This window comes from Corallococcus terminator (assembly GCF_003611635.1).
In the GTDB taxonomy this organism is placed as follows: Bacteria; Myxococcota; Myxococcia; order Myxococcales; family Myxococcaceae; genus Corallococcus; species Corallococcus terminator.
In genome coordinates this window covers 1-15085 of the sequence record NZ_RAVZ01000252.1, presented here as the reverse complement: position 1 = coordinate 15085, position 15085 = coordinate 1, and the positions used below count along the sequence as shown (strand labels likewise).

At 66.7% G+C, this 15085-nt stretch carries 17 protein-coding genes and 1 tRNA gene; 6 read left to right on the top strand and 12 right to left on the bottom strand.

The features are described from left to right. On the top strand, positions 1-997 hold a 997-nt coding region (locus D7V88_RS43195), incomplete at its 5' end, for an OmpA family protein (protein ID WP_158625175.1). Between the two features lie 15 nt (positions 998-1012). On the opposite strand, the gene D7V88_RS29230 is transcribed toward D7V88_RS43195, so the two are convergent. Next, positions 1013-1792 carry an alpha/beta fold hydrolase gene (locus tag D7V88_RS29230; protein ID WP_120543905.1) on the bottom strand — a complete coding sequence of 260 codons (780 nt, stop codon included), beginning with the start codon at positions 1790-1792 and terminating at the stop codon, positions 1013-1015. A 31-nt stretch (positions 1793-1823) separates the two neighbouring features. Beyond that, positions 1824-2633, bottom strand: coding sequence for an MmyB family transcriptional regulator (locus D7V88_RS29225; protein ID WP_244238462.1), 810 nt, complete (start codon positions 2631-2633; stop codon positions 1824-1826). Between the two features lie 25 nt (positions 2634-2658). Between D7V88_RS29225 and D7V88_RS29220 the strand changes: the two genes are divergently transcribed. Beyond that, positions 2659-3141 carry a hypothetical protein gene (locus tag D7V88_RS29220; protein WP_244238461.1) on the top strand — a complete coding sequence of 161 codons (483 nt, stop codon included), beginning with the start codon at positions 2659-2661 and terminating at the stop codon, positions 3139-3141. Between the two features lie 206 nt (positions 3142-3347). After that, positions 3348-4166 (top strand): SDR family NAD(P)-dependent oxidoreductase, encoded by an 819-nt coding sequence (locus D7V88_RS29215; RefSeq protein ID WP_120543903.1) that lies wholly within the window; start codon positions 3348-3350, stop codon positions 4164-4166. Positions 4167-4224: 58 nt separating this feature from the next. Here the strand turns inward: D7V88_RS29215 and D7V88_RS29210 are convergent, their stop codons facing one another. Further along, positions 4225-5052: a crotonase/enoyl-CoA hydratase family protein gene (locus tag D7V88_RS29210; protein WP_120543902.1), complete on the bottom strand. Its 828-nt coding sequence runs from the start codon at positions 5050-5052 to the stop codon at positions 4225-4227. On the opposite strand from D7V88_RS29210, the gene D7V88_RS43910 reads away from it, so the two are divergent. Continuing rightward, the gene (locus D7V88_RS43910; protein WP_279636095.1) at positions 5031-5387 is read left to right on the top strand and encodes an Ig-like domain-containing protein; all 357 of its coding nucleotides are present in this window, start codon (positions 5031-5033) and stop codon (positions 5385-5387) included. The two genes, D7V88_RS29210 and D7V88_RS43910, sit on opposite strands and share 22 nt — an antisense overlap. 198 nt (positions 5388-5585) lie before the next feature. On the opposite strand, the gene D7V88_RS29200 is transcribed toward D7V88_RS43910, so the two are convergent. Beyond that, the gene (locus D7V88_RS29200) at positions 5586-6422 is read right to left on the bottom strand and encodes a hypothetical protein (RefSeq protein WP_147448910.1); all 837 of its coding nucleotides are present in this window, start codon (positions 6420-6422) and stop codon (positions 5586-5588) included. Between the two features lie 15 nt (positions 6423-6437). Further along, positions 6438-6587 (bottom strand): hypothetical protein, encoded by a 150-nt coding sequence (locus D7V88_RS43185; protein WP_158625173.1) that lies wholly within the window; start codon positions 6585-6587, stop codon positions 6438-6440. A gap of 214 nt (positions 6588-6801) precedes the next feature. Between D7V88_RS43185 and D7V88_RS29195 the strand changes: the two genes are divergently transcribed. Continuing rightward, positions 6802-7467 carry a DUF4386 domain-containing protein gene (locus D7V88_RS29195; protein WP_120543900.1) on the top strand — a complete coding sequence of 222 codons (666 nt, stop codon included), beginning with the start codon at positions 6802-6804 and terminating at the stop codon, positions 7465-7467. Here the strand turns inward: D7V88_RS29195 and D7V88_RS29190 are convergent. Next, a complete protein-coding gene (locus D7V88_RS29190; protein ID WP_120543899.1) occupies positions 7445-8050 on the bottom strand; it encodes a Crp/Fnr family transcriptional regulator in 606 nt (201 codons plus the stop codon). The two genes, D7V88_RS29195 and D7V88_RS29190, sit on opposite strands and share 23 nt — an antisense overlap. Positions 8051-8224: 174 nt before the next feature. After that, complete coding sequence (locus D7V88_RS29185; protein WP_120543898.1) at positions 8225-8740, bottom strand: OmpA family protein; 516 nt, start codon at positions 8738-8740, stop codon at positions 8225-8227. Positions 8741-9412: 672 nt separating this feature from the next. On the opposite strand from D7V88_RS29185, the gene D7V88_RS29180 reads away from it, so the two are divergent. Beyond that, positions 9413-10861: an ice-binding family protein gene (locus tag D7V88_RS29180; RefSeq protein WP_120543897.1), complete on the top strand. Its 1449-nt coding sequence runs from the start codon at positions 9413-9415 to the stop codon at positions 10859-10861. 290 nt (positions 10862-11151) lie between these two features. Here the strand turns inward: D7V88_RS29180 and D7V88_RS43180 are convergent, their stop codons facing one another. The 5 genes from D7V88_RS43180 to D7V88_RS29155 all read right to left on the bottom strand — a co-directional run bounded on the left by D7V88_RS43180 (position 11152) and on the right by D7V88_RS29155 (position 14965). Next, the gene (locus D7V88_RS43180) at positions 11152-12288 is read right to left on the bottom strand and encodes a beta-ketoacyl synthase N-terminal-like domain-containing protein (RefSeq protein ID WP_158625172.1); all 1137 of its coding nucleotides are present in this window, start codon (positions 12286-12288) and stop codon (positions 11152-11154) included. Beyond that, entirely contained in the window at positions 12285-13094 is an 810-nt protein-coding gene (locus D7V88_RS29170; RefSeq protein WP_120543896.1) for a hypothetical protein, read from the bottom strand. The genes D7V88_RS43180 and D7V88_RS29170 overlap by 4 nt, the downstream gene beginning before the upstream one ends. 12 nt (positions 13095-13106) lie before the next feature. Then, positions 13107-13709 (bottom strand): imm11 family protein, encoded by a 603-nt coding sequence (locus tag D7V88_RS29165; RefSeq protein ID WP_147448909.1) that lies wholly within the window; start codon positions 13707-13709, stop codon positions 13107-13109. A gap of 8 nt (positions 13710-13717) precedes the next feature. Then, positions 13718-14743 carry an AHH domain-containing protein gene (locus D7V88_RS29160; protein ID WP_120543894.1) on the bottom strand — a complete coding sequence of 342 codons (1026 nt, stop codon included), beginning with the start codon at positions 14741-14743 and terminating at the stop codon, positions 13718-13720. 145 nt (positions 14744-14888) lie between these two features. Next, a tRNA-Pro gene (locus tag D7V88_RS29155) sits at positions 14889-14965 on the bottom strand. Positions 14966-15085 lie beyond the last annotated feature (120 nt).

Genomic DNA, 15085 nt, shown 5'->3' with positions numbered 1-15085 from the left:
GGGGCTCACCTCGCCGGACTTCGTCGCCCTGCCCGGCCAGGAGCTGAAGCTCACGGCCCGCCCCCCCGACGAGGACGGCAAGCCCGTGGGCCTGGGCACGACCTCCTTCGTCTTCGTCGACAGCAGGCCCCAGCAGGGCCCTCGCATCGACCTCCTCCTTGGCCCCGGCAGGCGCGTGCTCAACGTCCTCCACGTGAGCGGCACCGCGGCGGAGCTGGCGGGTCTGGTGTTCAGCACCAGCGACGACAGCCGGACGGAATGGCGCTGGGATTTGTCGGGCGAGCGCGCCACCGCCACGGGCGCCTCCTTCACCCTCGGCGCGCTCGGCCAGCTCCCCGGCCCCATCGCCCGGGGGACCCTGGGCTACCACCTGCTGAGATCCCGCACGGGAGGCCACCAGCGGTGCGTCGCCATCCACTTGCTCGAACGGGGCGAGCTCGTCATCGGCTGCGAGGCCGGCGTCTTCCTGCGCGACGGCACGCGGCTGAAGGCGCTTTCGGTGGAGCCAGCCCACTCGCTGCGGAGCTGGCACTCGGTGCATGCCATCCAACCGGCCGAGGGCGTCGCGCAGCTCGGGGTGGGCGGCGCCGACGACGTGAAGTCCGACACGGTCGCGCTCGTCACCGTGAAGACGGGCCTCACGGCTCCGGCACCTGGGAACGGGCCGCCCCCTACCACCACGCCGGAGCGCCCCTCCGACGCCACCTTCAGCCTCTTCATGGCGCATGGGGGCGAGGAGCCCCTGTTACTGGAAGGGGGCGCCCGGGGCTCGCCCGCGGTCTTCCGGAGCGCTCTCGCAGACTGGGCTCGGCCCTGGCACGCGTACGACGCCAACGTGCGGCTCCTCATCGTGGGCCGGACCAACGACCTGGGCACGGATGGTCTCAACACGTCCCTGGCGGCGCGGCGCGCGCAGGCCGTGGGAGTGCGGCTCACGGAGGCGCTCGTCGAGGCGGGCATCCAGGCCGAGCTGGAGGAGGAGCTCCCCGCGTCCTGAGGCAAAGCCGGCCATCTACTTCAAGAACTCCACAAGCCTGGGGAGCAATGCCTTTACACTGACCATGTGATCCTGGCCTGCAAGTTCGGCGAACTTCGCATTGGGTATCGCCCTGGCCAGTTGATTCGCGACATCGCGCAGGCCGGAAGGGCTCTTCTGCCCGACCATGACTTGCATTGGCACGGCAACCCCAGCGGCCCGCTCAACAGGCGGCAGCTCGCGGGTCAAAGCGAGGTCGTACGCAAGGGTTGGCGCGAGTGCCTTCATGGTTCGCCAGCCGGGGACCAATGGCAGCAGGAAGACGAAGGCCTTCGGCATCCCAATGCCCTTCAAGAAGGACTTCATCGCCTCTGCGTTCTTCCCCTCCTCAAGCAGCTTGAGAACCGCCTGCCCCAAGATCATGTACCGGGCTTTTGCCGTCTCATCATGCACGTAGGCCGCGTCATACAGCACCACCTTCCGAACCTTGCCGCCAAGCCGCAAGGCGGCTTCGAGCGCAAGCACCGCGCCAGAAGAATGGCCGAACAAACAAGCTTCGCCCCCGGCGGCGTCAATCATGGCTTCGATGTCTTCGACCTCGCGCTCAACCGTCCACGGCAAGGTGTCGCCGCTGTCGCCACGTCCGCGGCGATCGTAGTTGTAGACGGTGAACTCCCTGGCGAAGCCCTTGACGTCCTGGACGATTGGCATGAACGAGCGGAAGCAGCTCGCGCCGGTGATGTAGATGAGCGGCGGGCCGCTGCCATGAACGTCGTAGGCGAGCACCGTGCCGTCTTTTGATGTGGTTGTCTTCACGAAGCGTGGTCCTTTTTCATGCTTCAATCCATTACACGGCGCCGCGCGGGTGGAACTGCTCGATGGTGATCTCCTCGGCCAGGGCATGAAGAGGTGCCCCGAAGGTGGTGACCGTGGTGAACCAGTGCGAGGTGACGCCATTGAAGGTGAAGGTCAACGGCACCAGCACGGCCCCCGAGCCGCCGGGCATCGGCGGGAGGTGACGCGCGTCGGGGAAGGCGAGCACGCGCGCCAGCACGCGCGCGACCTCGGAATGGGGACCGCGCAGCCGGGCGTTCTCCCGCAGCCGGTAGAGCAGGAAGCCCGCCACCTCCTGCCAGTTCCCGATGGCCGACCGGACCCGTCCTGGAGAGAAGACCAGGTCCATCAGGTTGATTCGCCCGAGCGCGTCTCGCCCCTCCCCCATCAGCGTGAGCGCGCCGACGTTCGCGTCGAGCACCGTGGATGCCGCATTGAGCACCAAGGCGGGGTGAGGGTCGTGCGCTGCGAGAATCATCGTCGCCGCCTGACGAAGTTCCTTCATCTCTTCGCTGTCCCAGGCGCCTTCGCCGAACTGCGGCGCGTAGCCGGCCGCCACGAGCAGGACGTTGCGCTCTCGCAACCCGAGCAGCAGCACATCGGCCAGCCGCAGCACCATGTCCTGGCTGGGCGCCGTCCGGCCCGATTCGATGAAGGCCAGGTGGCGTGGCGAGACCTCGGCGTCGAGCGCCAGGGTGAGCTGGCTCTTGCCTCGCAACGCGCGCCATTCCTTCAACAGCGCGCCCAGCTCGCTGACGGCAGCCGCCGCGACCTTCCGTCGCACCGTGGCGCGACTGGCACCCTTGTCATCGACGTCACGCACAGCAGTCCTCCCCACGCGATGACCGATGATGAACGACGCCGCACTTCCCTCCCAGGTCATTGCGGGGTGCCCCGGGGACCTGGAGTCTTCGGGGCTCATCCTGACACCGGAAGTGCTCCTCATGAATGACCGCCTCGTCTACCGCCTCGATGCCTTCGCCGCCATCTTCATGGGCGCCGTGTTGCTGCTCTGGGCCACGCCTCTCACCACGCTCGCCGGCTGGCCGCTGCCCCCGGCCTTCCTGTTCTGCGTGGGGCTGTTCCTGGTGCCCTGGGCCGGTTTCAATGCGTGGACAGCCACCCAGCCGGTGGTCCCATTGCGCGCGGCGTGGGTACACCTCGCGGTCGACGCCTCGTGGGTGCTCGGCAGCGGAGCGCTCCTCGTGGCGTACACACCTGGGATGTCGGGAGTTGGCGTCGCGATCGTCGCGGGACAGACCGTCGCCGTTCTCGGCGTCTTCGCGCTCAAGCTCGCGGGTGTCGCTCGCCTCCGTGTCGTGCGCGGGTAGATCCAGGCGCGTTGCTGGCTCAGCGCGCCAACCCCGCCTGCCAACACGCACTCAAGCGCCTGTCCCAGGAGGACCGCGCCGCCGTGACCGACGAAGGCGCTTGGCTCCGCCCCTTCGCCGCCGACAAGGTCAAGGACCACGACGTCCGCTTCACCCGCGCGCGGTGAAGTAGATTCGCACCGTCCGCGAAGCACACAGGAGCCACCATGAAGCTGGTATCGAGCAGTGCCATCGTGACGGGAGCAGGCCAGGGCATCGGGCTGGGGATCGCCGCGCGCCTCATGCGGGACGGAGCCAACGTCCTCCTCTTCGGGCGGACCCCGGAGAAGGTGGAGGCGGCTGCCGGAGAGCTCAACCGGGTGATGGAGGGGCGCACGCGGGCCGTACCCTTCGCGGGAGACGTGGTCAGCGCGGAGGATGTGGCGCGGGCCATCGAGGTTGCCACGCGGGAGTTCGGCCTCCCGGGGATCCTGGTGAACAACGCGGGGTCGGCCACCCTCCGCCCGCTCCTCGAGTTGCCGGTGGAGGAGTTCGACCAGGTCCTGGCCATCAATCTCAAGGGGCCCTTCCTGTTCACCCAGGCACTCGCGAAGGCGCTCGTCGCCGCGAAGCAGCAGGGCTCCATCGTCAACATCTCCTCGTTGAATCAGACGTCCGTGACGGACGGGCTCGCCCACTACTGCGCCTCCAAGGCGGGGCTCGCGAACTTCTCGAAGGTCGCGGCGTCGGAGCTGGGGCGGTACGGCATCCGTGTGAATGTCGTGGCCCCGGGAGCCATCCGCACGCCCCTGGCCGAGGGGGCCGGCCTCCTGACGGGAGCCATGGGGCGGGAGTTCCTCGCCCACACGCCGCTCGGAAAGCCGTGTGGCGAGCCGGAGGACGTGGCGAAGGTGGTGTCGTTCCTCTGCAGCGACCTCGCGTCATGGATCACCGGCGACACCCTCGCCGTCGACGGTGGCAATCACATTCGCGGGCTGCACAGCTACGCGGACACGCTGGGCCTCACCCGTCCCGTGGAAGGCTGAGCCGTCCGCCGCTCGCGGTCCCCGGGGAGTTGAAGCCTCCCCGGGTTGGGCCGGCGCGTCAGCGTCCCTGGAAGCGGGGCGGCCGGCGCTCGGCGAAGGCGGAGAAGGCCTCCGTCAGGTCATGCGACTGGAGGAATGCCGAATTCCACACCGCCACGTAACGCAGCCCATCCGCGATGGACTTGTCCGCGCAGTACTCCATCACCTGCTTGGCGCCCTGGATGACGAGCGGCGGGTTGTCTGCGATGCGCCGCGCCGTCGCCCGCGCCTCCGTGAGCAGGGCCTCGGGCGTGGGGAAGACTTCGTTGACCAGGCCCATGCGCAGCGCGCGCGCCGAGTCCACGTCGCCGCCGGTGTAGGCCAGTTCGCGCGTGTTCCCATCGCCGATGATGCGCGGCAGCCGCTGGAGCGCGCCAAGGTCCGCGACGATGCCGACCTTCACCTCGCGCAGGGAGAACTTCGCGTCCTGCGAGCAGTACCGGAAGTCACACGCGGCGATGAGGTCCATGCCCCCGCCAATGCACCACCCATGCACCGCGGCGATGACGGGCTTCTTGCACCGCGCCACCCCTTCCGTGCCCTGCTGCATCTCACCAATCAGCTTGAGCAACTTGCTGCGCTCCAGCGCCAGGTTGCTCTCGGCGGTGAGCAGCGGCCCGAGGGTCTCCATCATCCCCATCAGGTCCAGGCCGTAGGTGAAGTGGTTGCCCTCGCCGCGCACCAGCACCACGCGCACGGCGTCGTCGGCGTCCAGGTCGCGGAGCGCCTCGGGCATTTCCCGCCAGAAGTCGGGGCCCATGGCGTTGCCCTTGCCCGGGCCGATGAGCACCAGCTCGGCGACGCCCTCGCCCTTCTCGATGCGCAATGACTTGTACGTGCCGTCCATCCAGTCCCTCCCGGGGAAGTTCGATGGCGGCACTTGAGCAGATGCAATGCGGCGGCGTCACGCTCTCCGCGACCGGCAGTGACAACATGGAGCTGGCGTCCATCGCCTTCCAGGTGGACGGCACCTCGCTGACTCCCTTCGCGACCACCGCGCCGTACACGATGACGTGGAACGCCACGGGCCTGTCAGGCACGCATACGATTGTCGCCATCGCCTACGATTGCGCCGGCAACTGCGTCCTCTTCCCCCTGGCGAATCCAAGACCCAGGAAGCGCGCTACCTGGACATCCACGAGGATGAACCGCTCGACGAAGCCCGGTTCACCGACTGGGTGAAGCAAGCCAGCCGCTTGCCCGGCGAACGGTTGTGAACCGCCAGAAAGGAGGGGCCGGCGTGGCGAGTGAGCCGCAGCCTGGTCCTCGACGACTTCACCGTGGTGGGTCCGTGATTCCCCCGTGAAGACGCGGGCCTGAAGTCCACGCGGTCCCAGGAGCGGTTCGCTTCCGGGGCTCGAACGGGTCAGCGCGGGCGGTTCACGGCAGGGCCCGCTTGTTCCCGTGATGGCGCGCGGAACGGGCGAAGTTGAGCACCTGGTACAGGCTCAGCAGCATCATGGTGGCGGCCCGCGACGCGTCGTGCGCCGGGGACGTGCGGATTCCCGACGGGTCCAACGGGTTGAGTTCCTTCTTCGCTTCCGGCTCGCTGGCGACGCGGTCCACCCAATCCAGGTCCAGCAGGGCGCGCATGGACACCCGGTCCCCGGCCACGTCCAGCCGTGACAGCTTGACGCCCGCCGGCAGCCGCACGGCCCGCCTCGCGCTCGCGTCCAGCCTCGAGAGCCCCGGGAAGCGCTCCGGCTTCACGCGCAGCCCCACCTGGAGCAGCGCCTTGCCCTTGCGTTTGAGTTTGAGCCTCCTCTTGCCCCTCCCGACTGTCGCGAAGCGCTTGCGCTTCTGGAGGCGCTCCACCATGGACACGTGCAGATGCGTGCCGTCCGCGAAACGGCCCTTCAACGACAGCCACGGGTCGGTGAAGTCCTCGCAGTTCCACTTGCCCCGCTTGAGCTTGCCCACGGACTTGCGTGCTTCGTCGCACGGCGACAGGTCCAGCTTCAATTCCACGGGCGCGTTCTCATCCAGGTCCACCCACAGGCGCTTCAGCAGCGTGGCCACCAAACCGTAGCGCCGGTCCTCCAGGTCGCTCCTGCGGGCCCGCCTGCGCACGAGGAAGAGCACCACCGACGTCAGCGCGAAGGCCCAGAACACGTACACGTGCAGCTCGTCGTAGCCCTGGCGCTCTTCGTATGAGAGCGAGAGGACTTCGGCCAGGAACTGCTGGCCCAGCATGCCTACGAGGCAGAAGCTGGCCATGCCCAGCCCCAGCATTCACCAGGCGGAGGCCCACAGCCTGCGACGCCTGCGTTCCGCCAGCGCATCGATGGAGCCCAGGACCTTCAGGTCCTCCAGCACCCGTGGCAAGGAGGCCCGGGTCTCGTAGAGGTACGTCTTCTGGAACGCGATGGGGTCGAGCGTCACGGTGCGCAGTCTACAGCAGGACGTCTCCCTGAAGTTCCGGCCCATCACCGAGGCGAGCGCACAGCAGCGGGTGCCCCAGGCGGGGGTGCTCTCCGTTTTGGGACCCTGACAGTCCGGAAAAGGAACCGGTTTATTAACCCTCGTCAATGCGGGCGAGGGCGCTCTCCCCCACTCTCGAGGCCACAACGTCGCTGAACGTTCTGGAGCCCTCGCGATGAACATCCCCCGCCTTCACTCCCGCTCCCTGGGAATGCTCTTTCTCTTTTCGTTCCTCGCCTACGGCATCGGCACCGCGCTCGTCACATCCGTCCTGAAGGAGCCGGAGCATCTGGCCGTAATGGCCGGTCAGAGGACGCCGTTCGTCGGGGGCGCGCTGCTGCTCCTGTTGAACTCCATCCTCGTCGTCGGGATTGGAGTGCTGTTCTTCCCGATACTCCGCGAGCGGAGCCTGGGCATCGCCGTCGCCTACGTCTGCACGCGGGTCATGGAGGCGCTGGTCCTCATCATCGGAGTGGTGTTCCTTCTGTGCATCCTCCAGCTCGGAGAATCCGCGCAAGGGCAGACGACGCCGGAGCTGGTGACCCTGTTCAAACTCTTCTCGAAGGGGAACTTCTGGGCGTACCAGCTCGCGATGATCACCCTGGGAGTCGGCAGCGTGGCGTTCTGCCTGTCGCTGTACCAATCCCGGCGTCTTCCATCGCTGCTCCCGCTGGTGGGCGCGGTGGGCTACGGGCTTCTGGCGCTGGGGGCCGTGCTCGAGCTCTTCGGGCTGCCGTGGGGCATCCTCTTCTCCGGGCCCGGGGGCCTGTTCGAGCTGTTCCTCTGCGGCTGGCTCATCACCAAGGGGTTCCGGACGGTCACGCCTTCCGTCGCGGCGTAGCCGGCTTGCCGCGCGTGGCGATACGCTTTCGGATCCGGCTCAGCGACTCGGGCTTCACGCCGATGTAGCTGGCCAGTTGATACTGGGGAATCCGCTGGAGGATGTCCGGCCGCGTCTTCGAGAGCTTGAGGTAGCGCTGCTCCGGGGTATCGGTGAGATAGGAAGCGAACCACTCCTGCTGTTCCGCCAGGACCTTCTGCATCACCATTCGGGAGATGCTCTCGAAGCGAGGGAAGCGTCGATACAGGTCCCCCTCGCGTTGCTCGGTCCCCACCACCACCGTGGTGTCTTCCGCGCAGACCAGGAAATGATCCGCCGGGGTCTGGTTCATCATGCTGTGAATCGAGAGGACCCAGTCGTCCTCGGTGAAGAACCCGTTGCTGCGCTCTTCACCGTCGACGGCGTAGTACTGGCGGACGCAGCCCTGGAGGACGAAATAGGCCTCGGTGCAGACCTGCCCCGCCATGAGCAGGTGCGTGCCCTTCAGACAGGTCTTCACCACCATGCTGTCCAGGATGGCCTGGGCTTCCTCGTCCGACAGAGGAGAGACGCGGCGGAAGTAGTCGATGAGCTTGTTTTTCATGAGAGCACCGCGCGACCGCAGGAACCCCATCATTCCACCGGGTCGGCGAACGTGCCCCGAAAAGAAGTGTAACGGGCCGGGGTCATGGATCGTAGCCGGGCCGGCCAAGCGGACACCGTGGTGGCGCTCGCGGCGAGGGCCGCGGGCGCCGTGGCCGCGGGGGCCCGCTGACGGCTACAAGCGGACCTGCAACTCGTAGCGGCGGTTCTTCGCCTTCTTGGCCGCCGTGTCGTCCGGCTTCACCAGGGGCTTCTCGGAGCCGAAGCCCACGGCGATGATTTCGTTGCGGGGAACGCCGCGCGTCACCAGCTCCTTGACGAGGGTCTCCGCACGCTGCTCGCTGAGCTTCTTGTTCTTCGCCGCGTCACCGGACGAGTCCGTGTGGCCGGAGACCTCGAACTTGTAGCTCTTCGCTCCGGCGCCATCGAGCTGCTTCTTGGCGTCGATGAGGGCCGCAGCCAGCTTCTTCAGCTTCGCGTCGCAGCCGGCGTCCAGGTCGGCGGTGCCCGACTTGAAGCTGCACTGATTCTTCCGGCCCTCGTCCATCAGCTTGGTGTTGACGCGCTTCTCGACGGCACCCTTGCCGGCGTCGCCCGCGGTCTTCTTGAGGGCGTCCAGCGGGAGCTGCGCGGAGGCCACTCCAGGGAGGGCCAGCAGCGACACGGAGAGGCACAGTGCCTTGAGCTTCATGGGAAGGACTCCTGGGTTCGAAACGTGAAGGGTGGACCGACGCGCAAGGCTGCCCACGCGCACCCGCCACGTCCAGCACGGAAAAGCCCGAAGCGTCCACCTGCTCGCTGATGTCGGTGGGGGTCCCGCCGGAGGCCCGGATCTGCTCGAAGTTCGCCCCGGTCTGCTTCTTCCCTCCGACGACGCGGTGGAGTCCGGCCCCCTTGAGCGCGGCCCCGACCTCCTTAAGCAGATGCAGCGCTGGAGCCGGCTCAGGGGCTGCCGAGCAACAGCCCGACCCCGAAGCGGTCCTTCGCCATCCCCTGGATATCTTCAGGGCCACGGCGAGGCATCACCGGAGACTTGAATGTATGTCATTGAGGACGCGGCTCCCACGCGACATGCCGCGGCCCGCAGGCACCTTCGTGGCGCGGTGGCGTGACGCAAACGTCCACGACCGGACGAACCAGACCGGCGCCACCGTCGAGCCCTTCTCCGTCGCGTCATCCGTGGGGGCCGCAGCGGGCGGCGATTTTTGACAATGTTTGTCGCACCATTGACGTAAGCGATTAACAGCCTATATTGCGCACTGACTCCTCCCTGACGAGCCTCGCTCGGGGTAACGGATTCCTCCTGACGCACCGCCCTGGACTTGAAGCGTTTCGCTTCGTCCGCGGTCCCCCCCGAGCTCCCATGCAATCCTTCATCGCAGGTTCCCGCCACCCGTCCGTCCGCGGCGGTCTTTCGGCCCGGCTTGGCCTCCTTCTGCTGGCGCTCGTCGTCGCCTCCTGTGGAGAGGAGACGGACGCGCCCCTGACACCGCCGCCGCCAGAGTTCACCTCGACGTCCCCTCTGGATGGACAGCCCGACGTGCCGCTCAACGCGACGCTGTCCGTGGCCTTCGACATGGCCATGGAGCCCCTGGGTGCGTCGACCTTCACGCTGAAGCAGGGGGCGACGCTGGTTCCCGGCACCGTGGCGACCAGCGCCGACGGCACGAGTTCGACGTTCGCGCCTTCCAGCAGCCTGGCCGCGAGCACCGTCTTCACCGCCACCATCACCTCCAGCGCGAAGTCCACGGCAGGTGTCAGCTTCGCGGCGGCCCGCTCCTGGAGCTTCACGACGGGCGTGGCCGCCGATACCAGCCCTCCCAGGATAGGGGAGACGACACCCTCCGCGGATACCACCGACATGGCCATCAACCGGAAGATCACCGCGACCTTCAGCAAGGCGATGGATCCGCTCTCCCTCACCTCTGGCTCCTTCACGGTGCGGCAGGGTGACACGCAGGTGTCGGGTCGCGTGACGTACGGTCCCGGCACCACCGCGACGTTCACTCCTGAAAGCGCGCTGGCTTCCAACACCCTTTTCACCGCCTCACTCGGCTCCGGCATCAAGGACCTGAACGGCAACCTGCTGGCGGAGCCCTTCGCCTGGAGCTTCCAGACGGGCGCCACGGCCGCGAAGGGGCCCATGCCGGTGTCGCTGGGCACGGCGGGCAACTTCGCCATCCTGGCGAAGAGCGGCGTCTCTTCGGTGCCTGCTTCGAGGGTGACGGGGGACATGGGCGTCAGTCCCGCCGCCGCCAGCTACTTCACCGGCTTCTCGCTGGTCGCGGATGCCACGAATGTCTTCGCGCTCTCCTCCCAGCTTGTCGGCAAGGCATACGCCGCCAACTCCGCGGTGCCGACGCCTTCGATCCTGACCACGGCGGTCAGCAACATGGAGGGCGCCTACAACAACGCGGCGGGCCGCCCGACGCCCGACTTCCTCAACCTGGGCTCCGGCAACATCGGAGGGAAGACGCTCGTCCCGGGGCTCTACAAGTGGACGAGCACGGTGACCCTGCCGGCGGACGTGACCCTCTCCGGCGGTCCGAACGACGTGTGGATCTTCCAGACGACGGGGGATCTGACGATGAGTGCCTCCAAGCGCGTCACCCTGACGGGAGGGGCGCTGGCGAAGAACGTGTTCTGGCAGGTCGCCGGCCGGACGACGGTCGGGACCGGCGCGCACTTCGCGGGTGTCCTGCTCTGCAAGACCGACGTCACCTTGCAGACCGGCGCGACGATGAATGGCCGCATCCTGTCGCAGACGAACGTGGCCCTGCAGCAGGCCACCGTGACCCAGCCCGCCAGGTAGGCGGGTGTTGAGCGCCAGGCCGCAGTTGCCCACATGCTGAGCCTCACGGACCAGCGGCATGCGAACCCCAGCGGCAACAACAGCATCGCGGCGAGCCCCCAGAGCGCCGCGAGGTTCGGGGGCGGTCTCAAACGATCATCGGAACGGCTCCAGCAAATACCGCAGCGGGTGGTCGAAGGGCATGTGCCCCAAAGCGCCTATCTCGCCGAAGCGACTGCATGGCTGTGCGTGAAGAGCTCCACGGAGATGACCGCCACGGAGGCCGCGCGCGTCGTCACTGGGGCTCGGAATCACCGAGGCGCGCTGAGGGCGACCGCCGCCCGCTGTCCATCTTCCGAGCATGCGAAGAGGAGGACCTGCTTCCCGAGGGAGTACCCACGGGTGAAGGCACGCACGGCATTGCAGACGAGAAAGGCGCCTGTCGCGCTGCCCACATCACCGAAGTTCACGGGCAGCGGCCAGAGCCTCATGCCCCCAAATACTCCGCTGACCCCAACACACCGGCTGAGCGCATACCCCCAATCCATGGCACGGCGCGTCTGTCCATTCAGATCCGACAGGATCAGCCCGACATCCCGCACCTGGGAGTCACGGATACACCCTGCCTGGAGGAGCGCCGCCGACAACGCCTCGCCTCGGGGACTGAAGTCCTCATCGAAGTACCCGTGAGGCTCCCGGCCTACTCCCAGTGCATCCAACGTCGCAAGGCTCCCCGCTCCACGGCGACGAGCCGCCACCTCGGATTCAATGACAAATGCTCCCGCCCCTTCCCCCGGCATGAAACCCACGGGCTGACTCACCGACTTCAGTCTCCCAGTCGCGTTCAGCCACTCCAGGGTGCTCAGGTCCAGGTAGCTATCGACGCAGCAGACGATGCATGCGTCCGCGCGACCGGCCTGGAGGATTTCCACCGCGGTCTCAATGGCCAGCAGCCCTCCTGCGTGCCCGGCCTGGAGGAATTGCACCGGGGCATCGAGCAAGAACATGGGCAGCAGGGGCTTCAGGCACCGCAGCAGCGCCTCTCCCTCTGTCTCCTCCTGTCCCTGCTCCCACAGAAAGCCCAGATGCTCATCCAGGGAGGGGCGCTCGATGGCCAGGGGCTGATTGAGCAGCAGGACCGTGCGAGAAGGGGCCACCTGCTTCGGAGACCAGCGGGAAAACAGGTCTTCGAGCGCAATCGCGGCCAGGCAGCTCAGACGTCCGAAGCTTCCGAAGCCGTCCACCTCCCAGCAGGAATGCCCGTTGACGAGAGCGGGCTCAAGCCCATCCATGCCCGCGGCGAAGGGAAGCGGCTTCGTCCGAACGATGCCCGCACGCGCGGCGGCGCACGCCTGGATGGCGTCCCCCAAGGATGAAGCCAGGCCAATGCCCGTGACCGAGTACCCCTGGAGGGAGCCGCCCCGCACCCGGGAAGCCCCGGCGCTCATAAGTCCTCATCCCCCGGCCGCGATGCGCCAAGGATGAGCGGGTTCACGCCCACGAGCACGGGGCGGGCTCTGAGCAAGAGCCCCGGAATCTTCGGCCGCACCGCTGGTGCCAGGGGGCAACCCTGGTGCTCCGCAAGATTGAGCACCGCGAGCCCTTCGAGCCAGACATGGCGGGTCAGCCCCAGGGACCAGGGGGCTCCGGCAGCTTCGGCGGTGCGGTCCAGCGCCGCCGCGGCTTCCTGATTCCACGCATGGAAGGCCAAGTCGAACCCCGCCCAGTCCCTGCGCGCGAGCGCTCGCAGGGCCCTCGCGTGCGGTGTCTCCTTCTCCCAGGCCTGCTCCAGCCGGTCGCTGATGGATTCAAGGTCCGCAGGCGGCTCGCCGGGTGCTCGCGGGCGAATCGCCTCCTGGAGGAAGAACGCGCCGAGGAACTCATCCTCGTACTCAGGGGGGAGGCGCTCGCGCGCTGACAGCGTGGCGAGTTCCCCTGCGAGCGCGGGGGCCGTCACGAGCGCGGCCAGGAGCCCATCATTGCTGGAGGCGGGAATACGCCCGGTGCCTTGCGGCTCCTCACGGACCACCCGGAGCAACTGCAGGCCATTGGCCGCCACACGGTAGAGGTTGACGAAGAAGCCTTCGACGTCGCTTTCCAGCAGGAGCCTCGCATAAGCAACCATCTTCAAGGCCAGGCTGTAGACGCGGAATGCCTCAATGCGTGCTTCGAGCGGTGCTCGCGGGTCGTAGCGCTCCGCGGTGTCCAGCACGTAGTCGCGGGCGTTCTCCAGATAGAGCCGAAGGGTGGGCATGGCGCTGGTGGCTCAGGCACACCGGTACATGGCCGAAGCAAACTCCTCGGGCGGGACGAAGCTCATGCCCATCAGCCCCTGGTCCTCGATGGCCTTTTTGAGGGTTTCGCTCACGATGTGGGCCCAGGGCCGCTCCTTCAAGCGAAAGAGGTGGCGGTCCGGCGGAAGGGCGTCCTTCAACAGCACGAGCTTCTCGACGTGGGAAAGTCGCGTGGGAATGAAGGGGTCGACAGAGAAGCTCGAGTTGGCGCGATCCACGCACTCCGTCAGCCCGAGCACGTTGACGATGGAGTACTCCGTGCTGGCGACCTTGTCGCGGTGGTCGCGAAGGGTGATGGGGAGAAACTCGCTGTGCTCGCCCGCGAACCGCTCCAGCACCGACCGCAGGGCCTTCGAGACCACCAGGACCTGAAGCGTGTTGTTCTGCAGGTCATAAAGAGTCCTGGCCTGCGGATAGCGAGAGCTCATGGCGTACGGCACACCGGGAGGAAACCACGTCGCGAGCGGAACGCCCTCCCTGAAGCGATAGGACTGCTCATCCACGTCGGGAGGGTGCTGCGAGAGCACGGCATTGTCACTCTTCCAGATGTCCAGCGCGAACACGTAGAAACGCACGCACACCTCTAGCTCAGCTTGAGCGGCCCTCTCTGGCCGACGTTCTTGATGAAAACAAAGGCTTGTTGCTCCGCCTGATGCAGGCTCGTTTCAATGGAGCCTGCCGCATCTGGATGGGGTAGCTCCCTGCCCTTGATTTCCTTCAACGTCTCCTTGACCGACTGGAGCCAGTCCTCGACCTGTTGGTCATACTGGGGATGGCACCCGACATGGTGCGGGAGCTTGTGCGGCTTCCAATAGATTTCACTCGAGCTTCCGGGCAGGAAGACGATGTTCCGTCCATCATTGATGTCATAGGTGGACGAAAGGATCAGCTCTATCTCCTCCTGAGTGAAGTACGTGTAGAACACGTTCTGGGGGAGCATGTGGTGCGCCTCCCATTCGTACGGGAGCGAGCACCCCACGAGCCTCGAGGGCACGTAGGCCGGATTCTTTGCCTTCTCGTTGTCCTGTCGGTAGAAGTTTCCCGAGGCCGCGTTGTTATAACGCTTGCTGTATTCAAGCCGGTCGACGTCGACCCCGTCCTGGGCGTCCTGCAGCTCATCGACCCGGCCGAACATGGCGATCCGGCGGGTGAGCCGTGCGTTGCGCTGCTCTTTGCCGCGAAGGAAGCGCCTCTTGTTGCCCAGCGCCGCGAGGGGGTAGGCCTGATAGAAGTTGGGCCGGTAATTCGAATCGAAGAACCGGTACTCCTCATACGGCGAGCTGGAATAGACGTTGCGCGCGCGGCCGGAACTCGAGCCGATGTAGTTCCAGGCGTTCCAGGCATAGAAGGATGCGTTGGATTCGACCTTGGCCTCCTTGCCATCGGGGAACACATACATGTGCGAGCCACGGGCAAGATTGCCCTTCAGCAGTTGCTGAGCGGCGACATGGGGCTCCTTCTTCTCCTTCGGCTTGTCCTGCTGCTTCTTGTCCTGCCGGGGCCAACTGGGGTCCACGGTGCGGAACGCGAGGCTCTTCTTTCGCGCCTGGTAGGTGCTCTCGATGAGCTCCTTCCGGGCCTGCTCCTCAGCCGAAAGCTCGTTCCCCATATCCTGGCAACTCTAGGACCGAGCAGTCGGCGTCAGCAAAGGACCCGCCTGGCGCGGGCCCTCCGGATGCGAACGAGGACGGAGTAGCGAGCCCCGGAAATGAAAACGGGCTGGAGACCTTGAGATCTCCAGCCCGCTTCACTGATGGTCGGGGAGACAGGATTTGAACCTGCGACCCCTTGGTCCCGAACCAAGTGCTCTACCAGGCTGAGCCACTCCCCGATATCCGGTGCTGCGCCAGGAACTGCCCTTCGGGCCCGGCGAAGCGGAGGCGGATCTATCCGAGCCGCTTTCCTGAGTCAACGGCCACTTTCGCCCGCCCCTTCCCCCTCGGTCCCTTCC